Consider the following 24,130-nt stretch of genomic DNA (forward strand, 5'->3'; position numbering starts at 1 on the left):
TAATTTTTTTAGTCCCTTAAAAAGGGAAATAAAAGGGGAATATCTATTCGTGTTCCACATGGAACATTTAGGGGGGTAAAAAATTTCGGAACCCCCTAAATGAGGGGGTTCCGACTCGGTGTTCCTGCTTTGCGCGGATATGTTTTCGGTGTGCCTTTTGTTTTTCGCACGACGATAAGCGTTCGCCCATCTTGAGAACTCGGTAATCTCAATTCTTTAACGTGATCGATAACCCCACCCAAAATAGATAATGCTTTTCGAGACTCCTCCACTTCGGCAGGACCGTCGGAACCTTTCAAGGCGATGAAAAAGCCACCTACCTCAACCAACGGTAAACACAACTCTAATAATAGGGGGAGTCGGGCTACTGCTCGACTGAAGACTAAATTAAATTTTTCTCTTCGCTGTGGTTGTTGTCCTATATCCTCAGCACGACCATGAAGGACTTCTACATTTTTTAAGCCCTGTTCCGCTACGATATCCGATAAAAAACGGCATCGTTTCTGCAAAGAATCCATCAGGACGCAATTCCACTGAGGTCTTGCGATAGCTAAAGGCAATCCAGGAAAACCAGCACCTGTTCCTACATCGGCTATTCGTAACGAACCATTCAGTTGAGGTAGTCGTAACAGAAAAGGACTTAAGGAATCTACAAAATGCTTCTCCGCTACACCAGCCGGATCGGTGATGGCTGTTAGGTTCATATGCGCATTCGTTTGAACGAGTTTTATGGCATAAGCCGTATAGATCTGCTCTAATGACGGTGTAAATGGAAGATCCCAAAGGGCCATTCCATTACGTAACTGTTCTTGAAAGAGAGCTATTTGCTCTCCGTTCCAGTCGGTCATTTTACCAGCGCTAATCGATTCGGTCATTCACCGTTTCCTCCGTTATCCCGACGTCGCCGTTGTTCCAAATAAACCAACAGCAAGGAAATATCGGCGGGATTCACCCCGGAGATGCGCGACGCTTGTCCGAGTGATTCGGGACGACGAGCGATGAGTTTCTGCCTCGCTTCGGTCGACAGTCCTCCGATCAGTGCATAATCCAAATCGGGCGGCACGCGGCGACTTTCCAGCTTATTGAATCGTTCCACCTGCGCTTGTTGTTTGACCAGATACCCCTCAAACTTCGCCGAAATTTCTACTTGCTCGGCTACCTCCGGATCAACCGTTTCCCGAGCCTCGTCATATTCCAACAACGAATGAAGATCGTCAAAAGACAATTCAGGTCGGCGAAGCAGATCAAAGAGAGATAAACCTTTGGTCAAAGGAGCACTTCGTTTTTGCTCTAAGATTTCTTGCAGCCGTATATTACCGGGTGTCACAAATGTTTTCGACCATAATTCTTTTTCTTGCTCCACCCGTTCCATTTTACGTTGAAAACGCTCATAACGAACATCATCGACCAACCCAATCGAACAGCCGATTTCAGTTAAACGCTGATCGGCATTATCCTGACGAAGTAACAACCGGTATTCCGCCCGTGAAGTAAGCATCCGGTAGGGTTCATTCGTTCCCTTTGTTACCAAATCGTCGATCAATACACCGATATAAGCATCGGAACGTTTTAGAATTAAAGGTTCTTTTCCTTGTGCCCGGCAAGCTGCATTGATTCCAGCTATGATCCCTTGGGCCGCTGCTTCTTCGTACCCAGATGTGCCGTTGACTTGACCGGCAGTAAATAATCCTTGAATCGTCTGGTGTTCCAGAGAGAGTTTCAGTTGGGTAGGGACCACATAATCGTACTCAATCGCATAACCGGGACGAATAATCTTCACATTTTCCATTCCGATGATGGAGCGAAGCATAGCGAGTTGTATATCTTCGGGGAGACTCGTCGACATCCCTTGCACATACATCTCATGCGTATCGGCACCTTCCGGTTCCACAAAAACCTGATGACTTTTTTTATCAGCAAAGCGGACGACCTTATCTTCGATGGATGGACAATAACGGGGTCCAGTCCCTTCGATGACTCCTGCATAAAGCGGTGAGCGATGCAGATTATCCCGAATGATTTGATGAGTTTCTTCCGTCGTGTACGTAAGCCAGCAGGAGATTTGCTTCCGCTCGAATCGAGAGGATATAAAAGAAAAATTTAACGGGTCCGAATCACCCGGTTGTTCCACCATCTTCGTAAAATCGACGGTGCGCCCGTCGACCCTTGCCGGCGTGCCTGTTTTAAACCGTCCCAGTTGTACACCGACCTCTCGCAAAGAAGCCGCCAGTTCTGTCGATGGAAAATACCCGTTCGGGCCACCTGGATAATGGAGATCGCCGATGATGATCCGGCCTTTCAGATATGTACCTGAAGTAATGACAACATTCGGCGCAGCGAAAAAAGCCCCTGTCTGTGTGAGCACACCTTGGACTTGGCCATCTTCCACCCGTATCGTTTCGACCATGGCTTGGCGTACATCTAAATTTTCCTGATGCTCAAGCACTTGAATCATGTACTGCTGATATTTCTTTTTATCCGCTTGTGCCCGCAGAGCATGGACAGCAGGCCCTTTCCCAGTGTTTAGCATTCGGATTTGGATCGCCGTTGCGTCAATCGTTACACCCATTTGACCGCCTAAAGCGTCTATCTCCCGGACCAAGTGACCTTTGGCCGGGCCTCCGATAGCTGGGTTACAAGGCATTAAGGCTACATTGTCCCAACTGATCGTCAAAATCAAGGTTTTGCATCCCATCCGAGCCGCCGCCAAAGCGGCTTCACAGCCGGCATGACCTGCTCCGATAACAATCACATCATACTGACCGGCTAGATACTCCAACATCGCTACACCCTCGTTTTCCAAAACTCTTATTTACCAATGCAGAAGGAAGAGAAAATCTTGTCCAATATATCTTCACCCACAGTCTCTCCGATGATTTCCCCCAGGGCTTCCCAGGCCGCTTTCAGATCGATCGTCAAAAAATCAGGACTTAAGGCCATCTCTAATCCTGATTGTACACTGCGAATATGACTTTGAGCACGTTCTAACGCTTCCCGATGTCGAGCCTGTGTAATCAAATCAAGACGGCTCTCAGTCGGATCCATGATAGAAAGTGAATTTCCGGCTTCGTCCTTATAGACAAGACGGCGGATTTGCACCGCCAATTCCTCTAAGCCCCATCCCTCTTTCGCAGACATGTAAATAATCAACTTATCTCCGATAACCGCTCGAAGCTGCTGTTCATCGAGACGACGAATAGCTAGATCGCTTTTATTGACTAAAACGACAGAAGGCCGTTCCTGCAGAGAGCGCAAAAGTTCTTCATCATCATTGGATAGCTCATCCGATCCGTCCAGCACATATAGTACCAGATCAGCTTTTTCCATATATTCGCGAGTCTTTTCCACACCGATTTTCTCGACAAGATCTTCCGTCTCTCGGATACCGGCTGTATCGACCAATCGAAGAGGAATACCGCCGATTTCGATGAACTCTTCAATCGCATCGCGTGTTGTTCCGGGAATATCGGTGACGATCGCTCGCTGCTCATCGAGCAAGGCATTGAGCAAACTAGACTTACCCACATTTGGTCGACCGGCAATAACTGTACGCCAACCTTCTTGCAACACACGACCAGTTTGAGACCGATTTAAAAGACGTTGAATTTCCATAAATATGGCTTGAACGTCCTTAGAAAGACGTTCTGGTGTTATATCGGGAAGATCTTCTTCAGGAAAATCAATGAGCGCTTCTAAGTGCGCCAACACCGCGAGGATCTCATTGCGAACCTTGCTGATGCGACGGGAAAGTTGACCCTCAAGCTGAGAAACGGCTGCGCCCAGCCCATCTCGGGTTTTACTTCGAATAATGCCAATGATCGCCTCTGCTTGTGCCAGATCAAGGCGACCTCCTAAAAAAGCACGACGGGCAAACTCACCCGGTTCGGCTAAACGGACACCGGCACGGAGCACCGCATTCAATGTCTCTCGAACGGGAACTGAACCGCCATGACAGTGAAACTCCACCACATCTTCCGTCGTGAACGAATGAGGTCCAGCCATCCATGCACATAACACTTCATCAATCACATGTCCATCATCCGGATGAACGACGTGACCTAAATGAAGCGTATGAGAAGTCCAACTGTCGACGCTGCTGCCGTAGCGAGGAAGGAAGACTTTTTGGATCACTTCTTTAGCGTCGGGACCGCTTACACGGACGATCCCGATTCCGCCTTCACCGATCGCAGTAGCTACTGCAGCTATGGTATCGCCAACCATGAACATCCCTCTTCCAAACAGATAGGAAAAAAAAGCGCCTAGGCGCTTTTTTATTATTTCCTCAATTGTAGATACACATACTAAAGGATTTCTTCATCGTTCCCATTGAGGGGGGTCCGTTTTCCGTAAGAGTTGACCCGTGTCCCCGTCGTATAATTATCCTTATGATCAGTCCGGTAAGGACGAGAAGACCGGCGAGGATCAAACCGATTCGGTGCCGTTGCCTCCGTCCGGGGACGTTTAGACTCATACTTGGGCCCGATCACCACTTTACGAAATGGTTCCTCACCTTCGGAATAAGTGACGACTTTCGGATTTCCCTGTAAGGCTGTATGAATGATCCGTCGTTCCTGCGGGCTCATCGGTTCTAAGACTACCCGGGAACCTGTCCGGATCACTTTTTCAGAAAGTCGTTTAGCCAGCCGCACCAGTGTCTCTTCCCGGCGTTGACGATAATTTTCTACGTCGAGAACAATACGGATCCGTTCCGGCCCTTGCCGGTTGACAGCTAAGTTGACAAGATACTGTAGTGCGTCCAAGGTATCACCGCGGCGGCCGATCAGAATGCCTAGGTCATCGCCTTTGAACCCAATAAACAAATTCGTATCGCGCCATTCGGGTACAATTTCCGCCTCGACGCCCATGGTACGGAATACATCCTTCAAAAAACGGACGGCATCTCGGACTGGATCGGGCTTAACGGTTAAACGCACCCGTGCCGGTCTTGTCCCTATCAACCCCAGAAAACCTTTCGACGGCTCTTCCAGGACGAGAACTTCTACGTCCTTTTCTTCGAGCTGTAATTCAGCCAATCCAGCACGAACTGCTTCTTCTACAGTTTTTGCAGTCTTTTCCAAAGTGATCGGTTCGGTCATTAAGCGGTTCCTTCTCCCTTCCGCACGTTCAGGCTCCGGTTGATGTACAGTTGCTGAAGGATACCGACCGTGTTGAATACCACCCAATAAAGGGACAAGCCGGCGGGAAAATTATGAGCCATCCAGCCAATCATGACCGGCATGACATACAGCATGATCTTTTGCGTTTGCTCGGCTTGGGCATTACCGGTCGAAGTGGCAGGACTAGACACTTTCATTTGTAAGAAGGTTGTTGCAGCTGCTAGTAAGGGGAGAATATAGGGATCTACAAGCGAGAGATTCGGTACCCATAAAAACTGAGCATGGGCTTCGTTTTGAAATTGAAAATTCCTTAAACCGTTGTAAAAAGCGATCAGGATTGGAAACTGAATGATTAAGGGTAAACAACCGCTTAAGGGGTTTACACCGTGTTCTTTGTACAAAGCCATCATGGCTTCTTGGGCTTTTTGAGGATCTTTTTTATATTTTTCTTGAATTGCTTTTTGTTTCGGCGCCAATTCAGACATGGCTTTCATCGATTTCATCTGCTTTGCGCTCAACGGATAAAGCAGCATTTTAATCACGATGGTGATCAATACGATAGCCAGTCCGTAACTCGGTACTCCGGCGGTAACCGTAATGGAGTAAAAGAACTCGATCATATCGGTAAATGACTTAACCAACTGGTCCCACAAGACGCGCATTCCTCCTTACTTATGTACCGCTCGATCGGAGACGGTCATACGGGATCATATCCCCCGGGGTGAAAGGGGTGACAACGGAGCAAACGCCAAATTGCTTTCCCCAAACCTACTATGACGCCGTATTTTTGCAGCGCCTGAATAGCGTATTCCGAGCATGTGGGAACAAACCGACAAGAAGGTCCGCTTAGTGGAGAAATATAACGTTGATAAAACCGGATCGGAGCGATAAACAGATCAACTATCCGCATCTTATCCCCCCGTCCAGAGCTTGGCCCGTTTGAATAATTTGATGACATCTTCTTCGACTAAACGGAAGGGAATTCCTTTTATTTTTGACCGGGCGATTAAAATTATATCACTACCGTCCATCAACTCGGTTCTGTGTCGACGACAGATCTCTCGAAAGATACGTTTAATCTTGTTGCGTACAGTCGCTTTACCTACCTTACTCGACACGGAAAACCCAAATCGACGAGACAGTTTCATTTTAGATAAAGAAGGCGAGGGGGATCGATGCTGGAGTCGATACAAGACGACAAACTTTCCACCGTAGGATTTACCCCGCTGATAGACGGATTGAAAATCTTTGTTTCGACGCAAGCGATAGCGCCGGGCCAGCATTACTCGTCATCCCCCCCGGAAAACAAAAGAAGGCCCCCGAAGCGGCCTTATGCACTAAGTTTTTTCCTTCCTTTTGCACGGCGCCGTTTCAAAACGTTTCGGCCGTTCGGCGTGCTCATACGGCTCAGGAAACCGTGAACGCGCTTGTGTTTACGATTTTTCGGTTGATAGGTGCGTTTCAATTTTTACACCTCCTTAGCTTTTACCATTCTCGACAAATCTATCCGCAATAGACAACACATGCCCTGGCGGCTCGAGACAAACAATTTACATTATAGTGGAGCATCGATAGAAAAGTCAAGATTGAGCCATCGTCCCAAGAGAGGGGAATTTTTTCAAAGTTATCCCCTTGTGGATAACTCTCACGCACGGTACAATTGTGAATGAATATTATCCACAGGTGGATAACTCGACGAACCATGCGGTTTTCCCGAATTTACTCCACAGCGTGTGGATAAAATGTGCGTTTTTCCGTCCCATATTCACAGTTTCGACAGAAATACGATTTATTTTATCTCCTTACCTTTTTCATCCCCCATTTTTTTCGTCCACATGGCCGCACAATGTGGATAATCCGAAATTGAAACCTTTTTATCCTAATATATATAACGCTAGATAGAAAAACGGTCAGAATGGGGATAATCGATCAATCCCTGTGAATAACGTCCGAACTGGGGGTACCTGTGGTGCAATCACAGCTTGCCGGACTATGGCAACAAACGTTGGAAATTTTACGACAAGAACTGAAGCCGGCCAGTTTTGATACCTGGCTGAAAAACACGCAGTTGATCGCGCTTCAAGGCGGGGAAGCGCATGTGGGCGTTCCCAATGACTTGGCCCGAGATTGGTTAGAAAACCGCTACGCCACATTGGTTAAGAATGCCTTGTCCCTGGTATTGGGAGATACGGTGGACGTGCGTTTTTTCTCACCGAACCAGGAACCACGCCGCCCCGCCGATTCGCCCCGGCGAGCGGCACCGGTCGAGGATGTTGACCCGCCGGTCCTAAACCCAAAGTACACCTTCGACACCTTTGTCGTCGGTAACTCAAACCGTTTTGCCCATGCCGCTTCTTTAGCCGTCGCCGAATCGCCAGCCAAAGCGTATAACCCCCTGTTCATTTATGGCGGCGTCGGTTTGGGGAAAACTCATTTAATGCAGGCCATCGGTCACTTCGTCATCGATCAGCGACCGAGCACTCGCGTCGTCTATGTTTCTTCCGAAAAGTTTACCAATGAGCTGATTAATTCCATCCGGGATGATAAGACCGTTGAATTTCGGAACCGCTATCGGAACATCGATGTCCTCCTAATCGACGATATTCAGTTTTTGGCTGGAAAAGAACGCACTCAAGAGGAATTTTTTCACACTTTTAACGCACTTCACGAATCAAGTAAACAGATCATCATCTCCTCTGATCGCCCACCAAAAGAAATCCCCACTCTGGAAGACCGGCTGCGCAGCCGATTCGAGTGGGGCTTGATTACGGACATCAATCCGCCTGATTTAGAGACAAGAATCGCGATTTTACGTAAAAAAGCTATCCTGGAAAACTTAAATGTACCTAACGAAGTCATGGTCTTCATTGCCAATACGATTCAATCGAACATTCGGGAGTTAGAAGGCGCCCTCAACCGGGTGATGGCTTTTGCATCGTTGAGCGGAAAACCGCTCAATGCAGACACAGCGGAAGAAGCGTTGCGCAACATCATCCCGAACCATCGGATTAAAGTGATCACCATCGCCTTGATTCAAGAGGTGGTGGCGGAACACTTTTCGATGAAGGTCGATGATTTTAAAGCGAAAAAGCGTACCCGCGACGTGGCCTTCCCCCGCCAAATCGCCATGTACCTGTCCCGGGAGATGCTTGATGTATCTTTGCCAAAAATCGGCGAAGAATTTGGCGGCCGGGACCATACGACGGTCATTCACGCCCACGAAAAGATCACGAAAGATATTCAAAAAGATCCCCAGTTAGAAATGACTATTCAACTTTTAAAAGAAAAAATCCAAAGAACTTAAAAGTTATCCCCTGAATAGTCCACTTATCCCCAGAGTTATCCACAGCTCCAATTGAAATCTGGCAAGATTTTGGCGGAGTTTTCCACATATCCCGGCTCCCTACGATGACTACGGTTTTTAAAGAGGGAGAAAAGGCCCAAACCAAGGAGGTTCCACGGCATGGAGTTTTCCTGTTCCCGCGGTGAACTGCTCGAAGCGGTGAACGCCGTTTCCCGTGCAGTTTCGTCCCGCGCCACTATTCCTATCCTCAGCGGAATATACATGGAAGCCCTCGACGATGTCTTGCGTTTAGTTGCTACAGATATGGAACTGGGGATTGAGTACACCATTCCTGTCAAGACCGTGCAAACAGGATCGACGGTCGTCAACGCTCGGATTTTTAACGAAATGGCTCGCCGTTTGCCGGAAGGCCCGATCACATTCTATATTTCCGGAGAAACACCGGCCTTAAAGGTGCGCTACCATGGATCCGAATTGACATTAAACACCATGAATCCACAGGAGTTCCCCTTACTTCCGGCGATTTTAGATGGTGACCACCTGATCTTGACCCAAGGACAATTCAAAGAGATGACACGGCTCGTCTGTTTTGCCGCATCGACCGATGAATCACGGCCTTGGTTTACAGGGGTCCTTTGGGACATCTCGCCGGAAGAGGTTCGCTGGGTGGCTACCGATACGCACCGGTTGGCGCTTTTGTCCGGCCAAGCTACCGAGTCGGTGATCCAGCAGAACCGGCAGGTGATCCTGCATGCCAAAACCTTGTCCGATGTAGCACGGTTGCTAAGCGATGATGAAGCCTCTTTACAGATCACCATCACTCGGTCCCAAGCGCTCTTGGAAACGGATCGCATGCGTGTCATCCTGCGCATCATCGAAGGTCAATACCCGAAATATCAACAGGTTATCCCTCGAGATTACAAAACCCGGATGACTGTTTCCGTCAAAGCCTTAGCCGATTCGGTAGACCGGGCTTCTCTCGCAGCTATCGGCAAAGAAGGATCTAACATCATCAAGCTCTCCAGCGATAAAAACACCTTGACGATCCGGGCTAACTCGCCGGAAGTGGGCCATATCTACGAAGAAGTCTTTGTCGATGTGAACGGCGATCCGATTCCCATCGCCTTTAACTACCGTTACCTCCAGGATGCGTTGAAGGTGATCACAACCGACGATGTCTATATGGATTTAACAGCCACCTTAGCTCCCGGTGTACTGCGCCCTGTCGGGGAAGAGCGGTACCTCTATCTCATCGTGCCTGTGCGGACCGTATAAGTTATCCACTGTGGATATCTTTACGAACTAATTCGCTCCCTGGAACGGGATAGGCCGTTGTGAATAACTTTTGGTCATACCGATATTCCGGAACAATGATCCTAAAAGAAAGATCGATCCGCATAGAAAAAACGTTTTGGATATCCCATTAGGCCAGCCGGAGGAAATTTTTTCTTCCGGCTGACTCCTATTGGAGTATATACAGGCTTGTTGGAAAAAATTACATCACTGTAGTAAAATTGGACTATAGTCGATATATTCAATTCAGAATTGATAAAATGGGCGTGGCACATGGAGATCCAACAAATTGAGTTGGTTCATTTTCGTAATTACCAAGAACTGAATAGGACCTTCCAACCGGGGTTAAATATCTTCGTCGGCCCAAACGGTCAAGGGAAGACAAACTTGTTGGAGGCCATCGCCCTCTTGAGCGGCAGCGGCTCTCACCGGGATGCTCGCGATCCCGATATGGTGCAGTGGCAGGAGGAGTTTTATCGCATTAAGGCGACAGGCCTCTCTTCGGCTCACCCGGTGACGTTGGAACTCGCCTACGGCGGCGAACGAAAAAAGCTGGCCCGTATCAACGGCCGCAAGCTTCGCCGGATGGCCGAACTATCTGATGCGATCAACACGGTCGTCTTTTCCCCAGAAGATCTATCCCTGGTCAAGGGATCGCCGGCTCAGCGAAGACGTTTTCTCGATCGGGAACTCGCCCAGGCATCCCCGGCTTATGGGGATGTGCTCTCCCGCTATAGCCGTCTCTTGACGCAGCGCAATGCGATCTTGCGGGGAATTCGCGAGGGAAAAGCAAAACCGGCCGAACTGGAACTGTGGGATGAGCAGATCACCCCGCTCGCCGTGGAAGTTCTCGCTCGTCGCCTTGAAGGAGTGGCACGGATCGCACCTCATGCCCGCCAGATTTACCGGGGCTTGAGCCGGGAGAAGGAAGAACTAGAGCTTACCTATCGTTCCTCCTTTTCGCTGCCGGCCGATCGCGGGAAATGGCCGCAAGTTTACCGGGAAAAGTTGATCGAGCGCCGGGCTGAAGAGATCGCCCGTCATGCTACGTTGACTGGCCCGCATCGAGATGACTTGCAGCTTTATTTGCAGGGGCGTGAAGCTCGTTTATACGCCTCCCAAGGGCAGCAGCGATCGATCGCCTTATCGCTCAAGCTGGCTGAGATCGCCTTTATTCAGCAAAGCCGCGGGGAATATCCCCTCGTGTTGCTCGATGACGTCATGAGTGAACTCGATCCGACCCGTCGGGAGCAGTTGCTCGCTGACTTGGACCGTCGACAAATCCAGGTCTTTATCACGACAACCCACTTGCAGGCGTTTCCGGCAGAACTGCTGGCCAAAGCCGGCATCTATCAAGTTCAAGCGGGACAGGTTTCTCAAAGGGATAGTTAGGAGGTCCACCTATGTTTTTACATCTCGGCGGGGAAATCATCGTCCCGAAAGAGGATGTTATCGCGATCATCGACCTGGAATCGTCGACGCAGGCGGCGACGACGAAAGAGTTTTTATCGACGGTACGGGACGAAGGCTTTGTCAAGCGGATTGCGGAAGAGGGAAAAGAGAAATCTTTTGTCGTCACCACCGATTTTATCTACCTCTCACCCATCTCCTCGATGACCCTGATGAAACGAGGTAATAACATCAAAACGATGTTGAAAGCCTGGGAAGAAGCACAGAAATAGCCAGGATACTGAGAAATTTGTGTAAATCGGTAAAGTATGCTATAATATGCTTTTGGAAGACCGGAAGGGGTTCAGTCCGGTATTTTTGTATTGCCTGATGGGAGGGTTTTCGGGTGGCTGATCAAGAGACCTGGACCGTGAACGGAGAATCGACATACGATGCCAGTCAGATTCAAGTACTTGAAGGCTTAGAGGCGGTTCGTCGCCGGCCGGGGATGTACATCGGATCGACCAGCGCCCGAGGCCTGCATCACTTGGTCTATGAGATTGTAGACAACTCGATTGATGAAGCGCTGGCCGGCTATTGTGACACGATCGAAGTCATTATTCACGAAGATAACAGCATCGAAGTCAGCGATAACGGCCGGGGGATTCCTGTAGATATTCACCCCAAGATGGGAAAACCAGCTGTCGAAGTGGCTTTGACCGTACTGCACGCAGGCGGTAAATTCGGCGGCGAAGGATATAAAGTCTCCGGGGGCTTACACGGTGTCGGTTTATCCGTCGTGAATGCCCTTTCGGAAAAGCTGAAAGTGACGGTCCGCCGTAACGGCAAAGTTCATGAGCAGTACTATGAACGGGGCGTCACCATGACCGATCTGAAGGTCGTTGGGAATGCGGAAAGTACCGGTACGACGATCTATTTTAAACCGGATGGCCTGATTTTCGAAGAATTGGAATACAGCTATGAAACGCTCTCCCACCGGTTGAGGGAACTGTCCTTTTTGAACCGGGGTGTCAAGATCACCCTAAAAGACTTGCGGACTGGGCAAGAAAGTATCTTTGCCCACGAAGGCGGCATCATCGATTTTGTCAAATTTTTAAATCGCAACAAAGACTTAATTCATCCCCATGTGATTTACTTTCAAAACGAAAAAGAGGGCGTCCATGTGGAAATGGCCCTGCAATACAACGACGGCTATTCGGAAACCCTCTTTTCCTACGCCAACAACATCAATACCCAGGAAGGCGGCACCCATGAGTCGGGCTTTAAGACAGCCCTTACCCGGGTGATCAATGACTATGGACGCCGCATCAACCAGATCAAAGAAAATGACAGCAATCTGAGCGGTGAAGATATTCGTGAAGGGATCACCGCCGTCATCTCCGTCAAAGTCCGTGAGCCCCAGTTTGAGGGACAGACGAAAACGAAGCTGGGCAACTCGGAAGTGCGCGGGATCACCGATTCCTGTGTCACTGAAGGATTGAGCACTTACCTCGAGGAGAACCCCTCTGTCGGGAAAAAGGTCATCGAGAAGGCCCTTAGCGCCATGCGGGCACGAGAAGCGGCTCGCAAAGCCCGGGAACTGACCCGTCGCAAGAGCGCTTTGGAGAGTACCTCTCTGCCTGGAAAGCTGGCTGACTGCTCCTTCAAAGATCCCTCCATGTGCGAGCTCTACATCGTCGAAGGAGATTCCGCCGGCGGCAGCGCTAAACAAGGCCGTGACCGGCGGTTTCAAGCCATCTTGCCGCTGCGTGGAAAAATCCTCAACGTGGAAAAATCCCGCTTGGATAAAATCTTGTCCAACGAAGAGATCCGGGCTCTCATTACGGCTTTAGGTACGGGTATCGGTGAGGATTTTGACTTGTCGAAAGCCCGGTACCACCGTGTTTGCCTGATGACCGATGCTGACGTCGACGGCAGTCACATCCGCACCTTGCTGTTGACGTTCTTCTTCCGCCATATGAAGCCGCTCATCGAAAACGGCTATGTCTATATCGCACAGCCCCCCTTGTACCAAGTGAAAAAAGGCCGAGATGTGCGCTATTACTACCACGACAATGAACTAAACCAATATCTCGATAAAAACGGTCGAGACGGTGTCACCATTCAGCGCTACAAAGGTCTCGGAGAGATGAATCCAGAGCAGTTATGGGATACGACGATGGATCCGGAACATCGAACGATCTTGCAGGTATCCATGGAAGATGCTGCGGAAGCGGAAAGTATCTTCACTACCCTCATGGGCGACCGGGTAGAACCGCGGCGCGAATTCATCCAAAGCCACGCCAAGGATGTCCGGAACCTGGATATTTAATCAATGACCTTTACAAAGGCCCTCTTTGTCTTTACAGAGACGAGAGGGTCTTTTTGTTTGTGAAGGCAAAGCTGAAATAATAAGGGTACATAATTCATAAAATATTCTAAATATTTAATCAAGTAAGGAAGGATTTTATACCAAAAACTAGAAAAGTATATGCACTCAGCCGATAAGAGTCTTCAACCTATGACAAGGTACCATTCAGGAATGAAAGTACTTGACCTGTCCCGTTCGGCGCCAGGGCATTTTTGCTTCATGCGTTGGCGGACGTAGCGGCCGATGTGATCTGTTTGTGATTCCTAAAATCAGAACAGGAGTGAACAATAGTATGGACCAATCGGTATACCGTCCCCACTATCACGTTCGTTTTGTGACCGCTACCAGCCTCTTTGACGGCCATGATGCGACGATCAACATCATGCGCCGCCTCCTGCAATCGAGCGGTGTCGAGGTAATCCATCTCGGTCACAACCGCTCCGTCGAAGAAATCGTTAACGCAGCCATTCAAGAAGATGCGCAAGCGATCGCTGTCACCTCTTACCAAGGGGGCCATTTGGAATTCTTCAAGTACATGATCGACCTCTTGAAAGAACGCGGTGCCAGACATATTCGCGTGTTTGGCGGCGGCGGCGGTGTCATCGTTCCCTGGGAGATACGTGAGCTCGAAGCATACGGTGTCTGTAAACTCTTTTCGCCGGAAGATGGGCGGCGCATGGGACTTCAAGGGATGATCAACTACTGTATCGAGCGATCCGATTTCTCCACCATCGCCGAAGGAAACAACTTAGCGGCAAAAGAGATATCTGAGAATACAGACAATTTAACAATAGCCCGCTGGATCACCTGGGCAGAGCAGAATATTGACGATCAGGACAGTCAAGTTACCTCTCTCTTTGCAAAGTTGCGAGAGAACTGCCGCAAAGCGCCTACCATCGGCATCACCGGCACAGGAGGAGCCGGCAAAAGCTCTATCACCGATGAAATCGTCCGGAGATATCTCGAACAGTATCCAGAAAAACGACTGGCCATCCTCTCGGTCGACCCGACAAAGTTAAAAACGGGCGGGGCCTTGCTCGGTGATCGCATCCGGCTAAACAGCATTCATCACCCAAGAGTCTTCATGCGATCCCTGGCGACACGCAAATCCCGCAGTGAAATCAGCCGGGCGATTGAAGATGCCATCACGGTGGTTCGAGCGGCTGGATACGACATGATCATCGTCGAAACATCGGGGATTGGTCAAGGAGACCACGAGATCATCGAAGTGAGCGATATCGCTCTCTACGTGATGACGAGTGAATTCGGCGCCGCTACGCAATTAGAGAAGATTGATATGATCGACTATGCCGATGCCATCGTCATCAACAAGTTTGACCGTCGTGGTGCTGAAGATGCCTTGCGGGCCGTGCGAAAACAATGGCGAAGAAGCCACAACGCCTTTGATAGGTCAGACGATCAGGTCCCTGTTTTCGGCACCATAGCCAGCCAGTTTAACGATCCCGGAACGAATCTTTTCTTTGCGCATTTGATGGACATCGTTGCCAAAAAGGTGGGCCTGCCTTGGTCGGTGGACAGGGAAAAACTCGCGATCGATGAAGAGACCGTTCCCAAAAAATGCGGCCTAATCCCGGTAGATCGGGTCAATTATCTCGCTGAGATCGTCAGCACCGTTCACGAGTATAAAGCCTTTGTCCGAGAACAAACGGCTGTCGCCCGCAAGCTTTATCAACTGCAAGGAGCAAAAGAGGCCTTACTGCAGGGAAATAAAGACCAAGCAGGTTTATGCCATAGAGAGGACGATGTAAATAGCACCATTACCTCGGATAGTTCGACTGCGGCGGCTGTCTTAGAGATCGATGGACAGATCACCTGTTACGAAGAAAAACTGCACCCATACTGCAAAAGAATCATCGACAATTGGTCTTGCCTGAAAGAAACGTACCGAAAAGACCGGCTCGTGAACAAAGTCAGGGATAAGGAGATCGTTACCCAACTGTATACGACGACCCTGTCGGGTAGTCGCATCCCTAAAGTGGCCTTGCCGAATTACGAAGACTGGGGAGAAATCCTGCGCTGGGCTTTAAGGGAAAACGTCCCTGGTGAATTCCCTTATACATCCGGTGTCTTTCCCTTCAAGCGGGAAGGGGAAGATCCCAAACGGCAGTTTGCCGGTGAGGGTTCGCCGGAGCGCACGAACCGACGCTTCCATTACCTTTGCAAAGATGATGCAGCTAAACGGCTGAGCACTGCCTTTGACAGTGTCACCCTCTACGGGGAAGATCCGCACATCCGCCCCGATATTTACGGAAAAATCGGCAACAGCGGTGTCAACGTCTGCACCATCGAAGATATGAACAAGCTCTATGCCGGATTTGATCTTCTAGCACCGAGTACTTCTGTCTCGATGACCATCAACGGTCCGGCTCCCATCTTGTTGGCTATGTATCTGAATACAGCCATTGAGCAGCATATCGACGTATTTATCGAGGCCCAAGGAAAACAACCGAGCGAGGAAGAGCGACTTCGCATGCAGGAAGAGGCGCTTCAAAAAGTTCGCGGGACCGTACAGGCAGACATTCTGAAAGAAGATCAAGGACAGAACACCTGTATCTTCTCGACCGAATTCGCCTTGAAGATGATGGGCGATATTCAAGAGTATTTCATCCAACACCGTGTCCGTAACTATTACTCGGTCAGTATCTCTGGCTACCACATCGCCGAAGCCGGTGCCAATCCCATCACTCAGCTAGCCTTTACCTTAGCGAACGGCTTCACCTATGTTGAATCGTACCTCAGCCGGGGCATGCACATCGATGACTTTGCTCCCAACTTATCCTTCTTCTTCAGCAATGGTCTTGACCCTGAATATACGGTCATGGGCAGAGTGGCTCGCCGCATCTGGTCTGTCGTCATGAAAAACAAATATCATGGCAACGAACGCAGCCAGAAGCTGAAGTATCACATTCAAACGTCGGGACGGTCCCTCCATGCCCAGGAGATGGACTTCAATGACATTCGCACGACCTTACAAGCCTTGATGGCCATTTATGACAACTGCAACTCGTTACACACCAACGCCTATGACGAAGCGATCACTACGCCCACAGAGAACTCCGTTCGCCGGGCGATGGCGATCCAACTCATCATCAACCGGGAATTCGGTTTGGCAAAAAATGAAAATCCGCTACAAGGTGCTTTCATCATCGAAGAGTTGACCGACTTGGTCGAAGAAGCGGTGCTGGCAGAGTTTCTCCGTCTCAGCGAGCGGGGCGGGGTTTTAGGCGCCATGGAAACGCAGTATCAACGCAATAAGATTCAGGAAGAATCGATGCTCTATGAGATGAAAAAACATTCCGGCGAGCTGCCCATCATCGGCGTCAACACTTTTCTCAATCCCAACGCCAGCGAAGAGGAATATGAAATCGAACTGAGCCGGGCGACGGAAGAAGAAAAGCAGCAGCAGATTGAACAATTGCACCAGTTTCATGAAAAACACCGGGGCGTTGCACCAGCGGCACTGGAAAAACTGAAACAGGTCGCTCGGCACGGTGGCAACATCTTCAGCGAACTGATGGAAACCGTCAAAGTGGCCAGCCTCGGTCAGATTACGGCTGCTCTTTACGAAGTGGGCGGCAAGTATCGCAGGAACATGTAGATGGAACTCAAACCCTTATAGGCTGAATTTTTGAGTCCAAATAAACTTTTATAACGAAAACAAAGGACCGTCTTAGGAGTTAGATGCCGAGACGGTCCTTTTATGCCCCTTTTTCTATGTAATTCTACAAACAGATTCATGGGATCACTGTCGCCATACCTTGAACTAGCTGTTAGGTAGGTGCAAATTTCATATTCGTGCCATTGGCGATCTTGATGTTCTATGGGGCGAATATTCCCGAAACTGTTTTTCCGCAGCGAGCGAACTTATTCAAAGCGGCGGGTATTTACCCTTTTAGAGGGAAAATTAATGGGTTTGGCAGGACTTCATCCAAGCGCATAACTTTAACTATGATCAAAGATTGGTTATAATAGTAAAGATGAGCACCTTAATGGTAAGGTGGGTCTAGTGGAAATACTTTGAGGTGAATAAACCCATGGCCGATATTATTGGTAAAGTTGTTCCGATAAAACTCGAAGACGAAATGAAGAAGTCCTTCCTCGATTACTCGATGAGCGTTATCGTATCCCGGGCGCTCCCGGACGTGCGGGATGGACTCAAACCGGTTCACCGGCGCATCATCTACACGCTCCACGAAACGGGACGGACACCGGACAAGCCCTATAGCAAATCTGCCGGTCTTGTCGGTGACGTCATGGGTCGTTATCACCCTCACGGCGATTCGGCGATTTATGACGCCACCGTACGCATGGCCCAAGATTTTTCCACCCGCTATCTCCTGGTCGATGGTCACGGCAACTTCGGTTCCATCGATGGCGACCCTGCAGCGGCCATGCGCTACACAGAGCTGCGCATGTCCAAGATCACCAGCTACCTCTTGGCCGACATCGAGAAAAACACTGTCGATTTTAAACCTAACTACGACGAAAAACGGGAAGAGCCTATCGTTCTCCCGTCAAGAGTCCCCAACCTGCTCCTCAATGGATCATCGGGGATCGCCGTCGGGATGGCGACGAACATCCCGCCCCATAACCTCTCGGAAGTCGTCGATGCCGTCTTCATGATGATCGACAATCCGAATGTGACGACAGAAGACCTGATGAAATCGATCAAAGGACCGGATTTTCCCACAGGCGGGCTGATCATGGGACGGGAAGGGATCCGTCAAGCCTACCTGACCGGCCGCGGTTCTGTGATCATGCGCGCCAAGGCCCGCATTGAGAAAATGAACGGCGGCAAGATGCGCATCTTGGTCCATGAGATCCCCTATCAGGTAAACAAGGCGAAACTGTTGGAGCGCATCGCCGAGCTGGTGCGGGACAAACGGGTCGACGGCATTACGGACCTGCGGGACGAATCAGACCGCAAAGGTATGCAGATCGTCATTGAACTGCGGCGTGATGTAAACCCACAAGTCGTGCTTAACCAGTTGTACAAGCACACGCAGATGCAGGATACTTTTGGTGTGAACATGCTGGCCTTAGTGGATAACGTGCCTAAGGTGTTGAATCTGCGGGACATCATCTACTATTACCTGGAACACCAGAAAGATGTCATCGTCCGGCGAACCCGTTATGACTTGGAAAAAGCCGAAGCTCGTGCCCATATCCTCGAAGGTTTGCGCATCGCTATTGATAACATCGACCGCATCATCGAGATCATCCGTACCTCTGAAACGGAAGATGTGGCTCGCTCCCAGATGATGGGCGAGTTTGGATTTAGCGAAAAACAAGCTCAGGCTATCTTGGATATGCGCCTAAAACGCCTCGTCGGATTGGAGCGGGAAAAGATTGAAGAAGAGTATCAGTCGCTCCTGAACAGCATCGCTTACTTCCGTGCCGTACTGAATTCTGAAAAAATGGTTCTGGACATTATCAAAAAAGAGATCGGCGAAATTAAGGCGAAATTCGCCGATGCCCGCCGCACCGAAATTACCGCGGGTGCCGGCGACTTCGATATCGAAGATCTCATCGCTGAAGAAGACGCGGTCGTCACCATCACCCATAACGGCTATATCAAGCGCCTGCATGTCAATACATACAAGGCCCAGCGCCGGGGTGGCAAAGGGGTCACCGCCATGGGGACCAAAGAAGACGATTTTGTAGAACTCTTATTTATCACGACGACACATCACTATCTCTTGTTCTTCACCGACAAGGGGAAAGTGTATCGCTTGAAAACCCACGAAATTCCGGAGGCGTCCCGGACCGCTAAAGGGACGGCCATCGTCAACCTCCTGAATATCACCGGCGATGATAAAGTGAATGCCGTCATTCCGGTCAAAGAGTTTAGCAAAGATCAGTACCTGTTAACGGCGACCCGGAACGGGATCGTCAAAAAGACCGTATTGCAGCAGTACGATTCGTCCCGGAAAGAGGGACTCATCGCACTGACGCTGGACGACGGTGACGAACTGATCGGCGTAAAACTCACGGACGGCGAGAGCGACATCCTCTTAGCGACTCGTAACGGTATGGCTGTTCGCTTTCCCGAAGGGGATGTGCGGGAGATGGGCCGGACGACCCGTGGCGTCAAAGGGATCGAATTGTCCAAAGACGACTTTGTCGTCGCCATGGAAACCTTCAAAGACGACGATAAGATCGATCTGCTCATGATCACCGAAAGCGGCATGGGTAAACGGACCGCCGTCGAAGAATATCGCAGCCAGCACCGGGGCGGCAAAGGAATAATCTCCATGCGCTTGACCCAAAAAACAGGTCTCATGGCTGGCATCAAAGTGGTCCGTCCTGGCGACGAACTCATGGTCATCTCGGCGGAAGGTGTGATCATTCGACTCAACGTGGACGAGATCAGCCGCTTTAGCCGGGTTACCCAAGGTGTCAGCATCATGAAAATCAACCCCAACGATAAAGTCGTCGCCGTGGCCCGCGTGGCTATGCGCGAGGAAGATGACGAATAAGAAAAGGCAGCCGAGTTATCGCAAAAAGGGGCTAGGGACGTGCGTAAAGCCAAACAGATTTTTCAGGGCGCCGTCGATGTTTTTGCCGAAAAGGGTTTTGACCGAGCGACGATGGATGAAGTGGCCGAACGATCCGGTGTGGCCAAAGGTACTCTTTACTATCATTTCGGCGGTAAGGAAGACCTCATCCGGTTTCTCATGGAGGAAGGTGTCGGTCAACTGACTGAGCACGTGGAGCAGGCGAGAAACCAAAGTGCCGATCCTGTGGAACAACTGCGCCGAGCTATTGAAGCCCAGATCGTATTTTTCGATCAGAACCGGGAATTCTGCCAACTCTTATTAAAGGGTGTCTGGTCTACATCAGACCGGCAGATTCAGTTCCGGGAAATCATGCAGAAATACTTTAATCAGCTCCAGGAAATCATCAACGCTGGCATTGCCCATAAGCAACTGCGAGAAATGCCGGCCGAATGGGCTGCCGTCTCCCTCTTTGGCATGGTCTCCATCGTCTCCCTACGGGTCATCCTCCAGGGGAGACCGATCGACCGGAAAGAACTGACCGAATTTCTATTTCAACAATATCTGTATGGTGCGTCTCTTCCCGAAGAAAAGCAGGGAACGTGTTAATCGAACACGTTCCCTGCTTTTTTTGTTGGTTGACGAAAAAAATTGCTAGAACTATAATCAAAATGAGGAAATAAACTGACCGGTCAGTACATAAAAGGGGTGCAATCACATGGACAAAAAGCGGACGGCCGCCATTGCCATCGGTGTGATTTTGCTGACGGCGATTGGGTTCATCGCTTTTCCCTGGATGTCTCGATCCGGTAACGGCAAAGAACCGATCACAGGGTACGTGGAAGGTACGGAAGTGACGGTCGGTTCAAAAATCGCTGGACGAGTACAGGAAGTCCTCGTCAAAGAAGGCGACTTTGTCGAAGCAGGTCAGGTGATCGCCCGGCTGGAAAGCCGCGAACTGGTGGAACAACTGAACCAAGCGAAAGCGACCTTCGCCCAGGCAGAAGTGGGTCGTACATTGACGGCCGATACGGTAGAAGGGTCGATCTCGCAAGCGCAGGCGGTTCTCAATGCGGCTCGAGCCAATTTGGAAGCTCTGCAAAATGGCGCTCGTCCCCAGGAGATTGAACAGTTACGGGCTGCCGTAACCCAAGCGCAAGTGGCCTATGACAACGCAAAGCTGAATTACAATCGGTCTCAAGCCCTGTTTGACAGTGGTGCCGCACCGGCAAAGACTCGTGATGACGCCAAATCGGCCATGGACGCCGCCCAGGCGACATTGAAAATGGCTCAAGAAAAACTGTCTTTGACCGAGGAGGGCACACGACCGGAACAGATAGACGGCGCCAAAGCCCAAGTTGACCAAGCGGCAGCCACCGTCCAACTGGCTATCGCCAATAAATCACAAGTGCCACTAAAAGAAGCTGCCATCGACCAAGCAAAAGCTGTCGTGGAGGCTGCCCAAGCCATGGTAGACAATACCGTCATCAAGGCACCCCAAAAGGGATATGTAACGGCAAAAATGGTACAGCCCGGGGAAATGATCTCGGCTGGATTGCCGATTGCGACGATTGTCGATACCGATACGGTTTGGGTAAAAGCCAATGTTCCGGAAAACCAGGTGGCTAAGTTAACGATCGGACAGGACGTTTCCGTCCGCATCGAAGGAATCGAACAAAACCTGATCGGCAAGCTCACTTGGATCAGTGCCAGTGCCGATTTTGCGACGAAAAAAGCGAGTCAGGATTCAGGAGACTTTGACCGCAAAACTTTCGGCATCAAGATCGAATTTGCCAACACCGAAGGTCTGATGAAAAACGGCATGTCCGCGCGAATCTATCTTGACAACCCCCCTCCGCAGTAAGGAGGGCAGCAACTATGAATAAAACCGTTCTAGAATTCAAAAAGGTCACTATCGGTCACCCAAACATACCTGTACTAAGGGATATCTCGTTAGAGATCAAAGCAGGAAGCTTAACGGGAATATACTTACCGGATGGCGATGCCCGTTGGATGTTTTTTCAGGTGGCTGCCGGATTGATGCTGCCATTATCCGGTGAAGTACTGAGTTTAGTTCAGCCCATCGGTCTTGTACCGGAACGTTTTTTTCTTTATCCCGATTTAACGGTGGAAGAAAACATTCAGCTTGTCGCTGAGCTCTATACCGTACCGGAGGCATTGCGGGCAGAACGGATCGATCGGTCGATAGAAGCTTGCTATCTTAGCGAATACCGAAAACAACGAGCGGGCCTATTGAGCTTTACGGAAAAGATGTTTTTGCAACTGGCGGCGTCTCTAGTGACCGAATCTGAACTGATATTGCTTGATGAAGCGACCCGGGAAATGGCTTCAAAAGACAAGGAACGATTCTGGAAGGTTATCGAAGGAGAACATGCTGCAGAGGGTGCTTTCCTAAAGGGAATTATTTTTCTCAGCCACAACAAGGAAGAAATATGCCGGTGCACCACGCAGATCGATCTAGGAAAGCGGTTGAAGGAGGTGTCACCATGCAGCTGATTTTGCTGATGGCCACCAAGGAATTCATCCATATCCTACGGGACAAACGGACCATCTTTTTGCTTTTCCTAGCACCACTGGTGACATTCGTCCTCTTCTCCTATATGTATACGGGTCAGCGGGTAACAGACATGACTCTAGTCATTGTGGACCAAGATCATAGTACCTTGAGTCGTGAACTCATCAATGAATTTGGCCAATCGGAACTGTTCTCCTACCAAGGGTTGGTCGATTCCTATGAAGAAGTAGAAAAGCGGCTTCAAGAAGGAAAAACAGACGTGGCCGTCATCATACCGGAACATTTCAACCGCGATGTGAAAGATGGGCGGCCGACGACGGTGATGACGCTCGTTGACGGAACGAATATGCTGATCTCTAACGGCGCTACCAAGGGAGCTACCCAGGTGCTTCAGACGTTATCGGCGGGGGTAAGTCTGCGATTGATGGAAGCAAACGGCATCGTACCAGCGAAGGCCATGTCTATCCTACAACCGATCAACTCGACGATTCGGATTGGCTATAACCCCACTTATAACTATCGCATCTTTCTGCTCTTTGGCCTCGTAGCGACGGTACTGCAGCAAGTGTTGTTGACGACCATGGCCGGTTCCTTTTGCCGGGAAAAAGATAAGGGAACGAACATGATTTTGGTCGCATCACGAATTTCTGCGAACCAGGTCGTCTTGGGAAAAATTATCCCCTATTTCACGATCAGCCTGCTGAATATATTTTTACTGATCCTATTGGCCAACGTTACTGCGGGAATCGGAGTACGGGGAAACGGATTTGACCTTTTTTGTGTTGCTCTTGGATTTGTGTTGGCGTTGGTCGGCATGGCTTCCCTCATATCGGTCTTGGTTCCTGATGAGCTTCGGGCGAACCAAATCTTGCTGCTGATTGCTGCACCGTCTTTTCTTATCTCCGGCTTTACTTGGCCACTAAGCAAAATGCCGGCCTTGATTGTCGGCCTATCCAATTGTCTGCCCCTAACTCAATTTTTAAGTGCCTTCAGAATCGTAGGCATGAAAGGTGCTTCTTTAACGGCAGTACCTAAAGAGATGGCAGCGCTCTATGGCATCGGTCTCATCGGCATTATGCTGAGTATTGAAGTATGGAAGACGCAACGGGAGAAGGGGAAATTGCTAAAATTGAATTGATCCAGAGGAAAAATCAAAAAAACTATTGATCTTTTGAGAAACTAGTGCTAGTATAAGTTTCGCGCCAAAGAGAAACACTGCCAGTGAAACTGGTAGAAAAAAGCTCTTGCCAAAGCGATTCAGTGGTGCTATACTTTATCACTGTCGCCGGTTGTTACGGCGTGAAACTTTGGTCCTTGAAAATCAAACAGTTGTTAAAGCAAAAGCGTGCGAAACCAAAGTCAATTCGGCCCGCGCAAGCGGGACGGACAATGATTTCATTAATGAGAGCTTGACTCAAGCTTATCTACATTATTTGTGGAGAGTTTGATCCTGGCTCAGGACGAACGCTGGCGGCATGCCTAACACATGCAAGTCGAACGGAGAGCTGAAGTTTCGATGGAGGCTCTTAGTGGCGGACGGGTGAGTAACGCGTGGATAACCTGCCTGAGAGTGGGGGATAACAGCCCGAAAGGGCTGCTAAT

The 24,130-nt window shown here is 49.7% G+C and carries 19 protein-coding genes and 1 rRNA gene; 12 read left to right on the forward strand and 8 right to left on the reverse strand.

The features are described 5' to 3' along the window. Positions 1–95: 95 nt before the first annotated feature. The 8 genes from rsmG to rpmH form a co-directional block, all read right to left on the reverse strand. Entirely contained in the window at positions 96–875 is a 780-nt protein-coding gene (gene rsmG / locus GJ688_RS16750) for a 16S rRNA (guanine(527)-N(7))-methyltransferase RsmG (protein ID WP_155477677.1), read from the reverse strand. Next, complete coding sequence (mnmG, locus tag GJ688_RS16755) at positions 872–2,782, reverse strand: tRNA uridine-5-carboxymethylaminomethyl(34) synthesis enzyme MnmG (protein WP_328597392.1); 1,911 nt, start codon at positions 2,780–2,782, stop codon at positions 872–874. Before mnmG ends, rsmG begins: the two co-directional genes overlap by 4 nt. A gap of 26 nt (positions 2,783–2,808) precedes the next feature. Continuing rightward, positions 2,809–4,221 (reverse strand): tRNA uridine-5-carboxymethylaminomethyl(34) synthesis GTPase MnmE, encoded by a 1,413-nt coding sequence (gene mnmE, locus GJ688_RS16760; protein ID WP_155477678.1) that lies wholly within the window; start codon positions 4,219–4,221, stop codon positions 2,809–2,811. 80 nt (positions 4,222–4,301) lie between these two features. Next, entirely contained in the window at positions 4,302–5,096 is a 795-nt protein-coding gene (gene jag, locus GJ688_RS16765; protein WP_155477679.1) for an RNA-binding cell elongation regulator Jag/EloR, read from the reverse strand. Beyond that, positions 5,096–5,779, reverse strand: a complete 684-nt coding sequence (locus GJ688_RS16770; protein ID WP_155477680.1) for a YidC/Oxa1 family membrane protein insertase — start codon at positions 5,777–5,779, stop codon at positions 5,096–5,098. Before GJ688_RS16770 ends, jag begins: the two co-directional genes overlap by 1 nt. A gap of 35 nt (positions 5,780–5,814) precedes the next feature. Then, positions 5,815–6,027, reverse strand: a complete 213-nt coding sequence (yidD, locus tag GJ688_RS16775) for a membrane protein insertion efficiency factor YidD (RefSeq protein WP_155477681.1) — start codon at positions 6,025–6,027, stop codon at positions 5,815–5,817. A gap of 1 nt (position 6,028) precedes the next feature. Further along, positions 6,029–6,400 (reverse strand): ribonuclease P protein component, encoded by a 372-nt coding sequence (rnpA, locus tag GJ688_RS16780; protein WP_155477682.1) that lies wholly within the window; start codon positions 6,398–6,400, stop codon positions 6,029–6,031. A gap of 47 nt (positions 6,401–6,447) precedes the next feature. Continuing rightward, positions 6,448–6,582, reverse strand: coding sequence for a 50S ribosomal protein L34 (gene rpmH, locus GJ688_RS16785; protein ID WP_012282181.1), 135 nt, complete (start codon positions 6,580–6,582; stop codon positions 6,448–6,450). 504 nt (positions 6,583–7,086) lie between these two features. On the opposite strand from rpmH, the gene dnaA reads away from it, so the two are divergent. The 12 genes from dnaA to GJ688_RS16845 all read left to right on the forward strand — a co-directional run. Further along, on the forward strand, positions 7,087–8,421 hold the full coding sequence (dnaA, locus tag GJ688_RS16790) for a chromosomal replication initiator protein DnaA (protein ID WP_170292100.1): 1,335 nt from the start codon (positions 7,087–7,089) through the stop codon (positions 8,419–8,421). Positions 8,422–8,580: 159 nt separating this feature from the next. Further along, the gene (dnaN, locus tag GJ688_RS16795; RefSeq protein WP_155477684.1) at positions 8,581–9,696 is read left to right on the forward strand and encodes a DNA polymerase III subunit beta; all 1,116 of its coding nucleotides are present in this window, start codon (positions 8,581–8,583) and stop codon (positions 9,694–9,696) included. Between the two features lie 291 nt (positions 9,697–9,987). Continuing rightward, the gene (recF, locus tag GJ688_RS16800; RefSeq protein WP_155477685.1) at positions 9,988–11,106 is read left to right on the forward strand and encodes a DNA replication/repair protein RecF; all 1,119 of its coding nucleotides are present in this window, start codon (positions 9,988–9,990) and stop codon (positions 11,104–11,106) included. Between the two features lie 11 nt (positions 11,107–11,117). Then, the gene (gene remB, locus GJ688_RS16805; RefSeq protein ID WP_155477686.1) at positions 11,118–11,396 is read left to right on the forward strand and encodes an extracellular matrix regulator RemB; all 279 of its coding nucleotides are present in this window, start codon (positions 11,118–11,120) and stop codon (positions 11,394–11,396) included. A 113-nt stretch (positions 11,397–11,509) separates the two neighbouring features. Beyond that, the gene (gyrB, locus tag GJ688_RS16810) at positions 11,510–13,435 is read left to right on the forward strand and encodes a DNA topoisomerase (ATP-hydrolyzing) subunit B (RefSeq protein ID WP_328597393.1); all 1,926 of its coding nucleotides are present in this window, start codon (positions 11,510–11,512) and stop codon (positions 13,433–13,435) included. Positions 13,436–13,766: 331 nt separating this feature from the next. Then, positions 13,767–17,093 (forward strand): fused isobutyryl-CoA mutase/GTPase IcmF, encoded by a 3,327-nt coding sequence (gene icmF / locus GJ688_RS16815; protein ID WP_155477687.1) that lies wholly within the window; start codon positions 13,767–13,769, stop codon positions 17,091–17,093. A 436-nt stretch (positions 17,094–17,529) separates the two neighbouring features. Further along, positions 17,530–19,974, forward strand: a complete 2,445-nt coding sequence (gene gyrA, locus GJ688_RS16820; protein ID WP_155477688.1) for a DNA gyrase subunit A — start codon at positions 17,530–17,532, stop codon at positions 19,972–19,974. A gap of 39 nt (positions 19,975–20,013) precedes the next feature. Continuing rightward, entirely contained in the window at positions 20,014–20,601 is a 588-nt protein-coding gene (locus GJ688_RS16825) for a TetR/AcrR family transcriptional regulator (protein ID WP_155477689.1), read from the forward strand. A 109-nt stretch (positions 20,602–20,710) separates the two neighbouring features. Further along, positions 20,711–21,856: an HlyD family secretion protein gene (locus GJ688_RS16830; protein ID WP_155477690.1), complete on the forward strand. Its 1,146-nt coding sequence runs from the start codon at positions 20,711–20,713 to the stop codon at positions 21,854–21,856. 14 nt (positions 21,857–21,870) lie between these two features. Next, positions 21,871–22,509: an ATP-binding cassette domain-containing protein gene (locus tag GJ688_RS16835; protein WP_155477691.1), complete on the forward strand. Its 639-nt coding sequence runs from the start codon at positions 21,871–21,873 to the stop codon at positions 22,507–22,509. Beyond that, positions 22,500–23,666: an ABC transporter permease gene (locus GJ688_RS16840; RefSeq protein WP_170292101.1), complete on the forward strand. Its 1,167-nt coding sequence runs from the start codon at positions 22,500–22,502 to the stop codon at positions 23,664–23,666. Before GJ688_RS16835 ends, GJ688_RS16840 begins: the two co-directional genes overlap by 10 nt. Before the next feature lie 294 nt (positions 23,667–23,960). Further along, positions 23,961–24,130 (forward strand): 16S ribosomal RNA (locus GJ688_RS16845); the annotation flags it as partial.

This window comes from Heliobacterium mobile (assembly GCF_009720735.1).
GTDB classification, from domain to species: Bacteria; Bacillota; Desulfitobacteriia; order Heliobacteriales; family Heliobacteriaceae; genus Heliobacterium; species Heliobacterium mobile.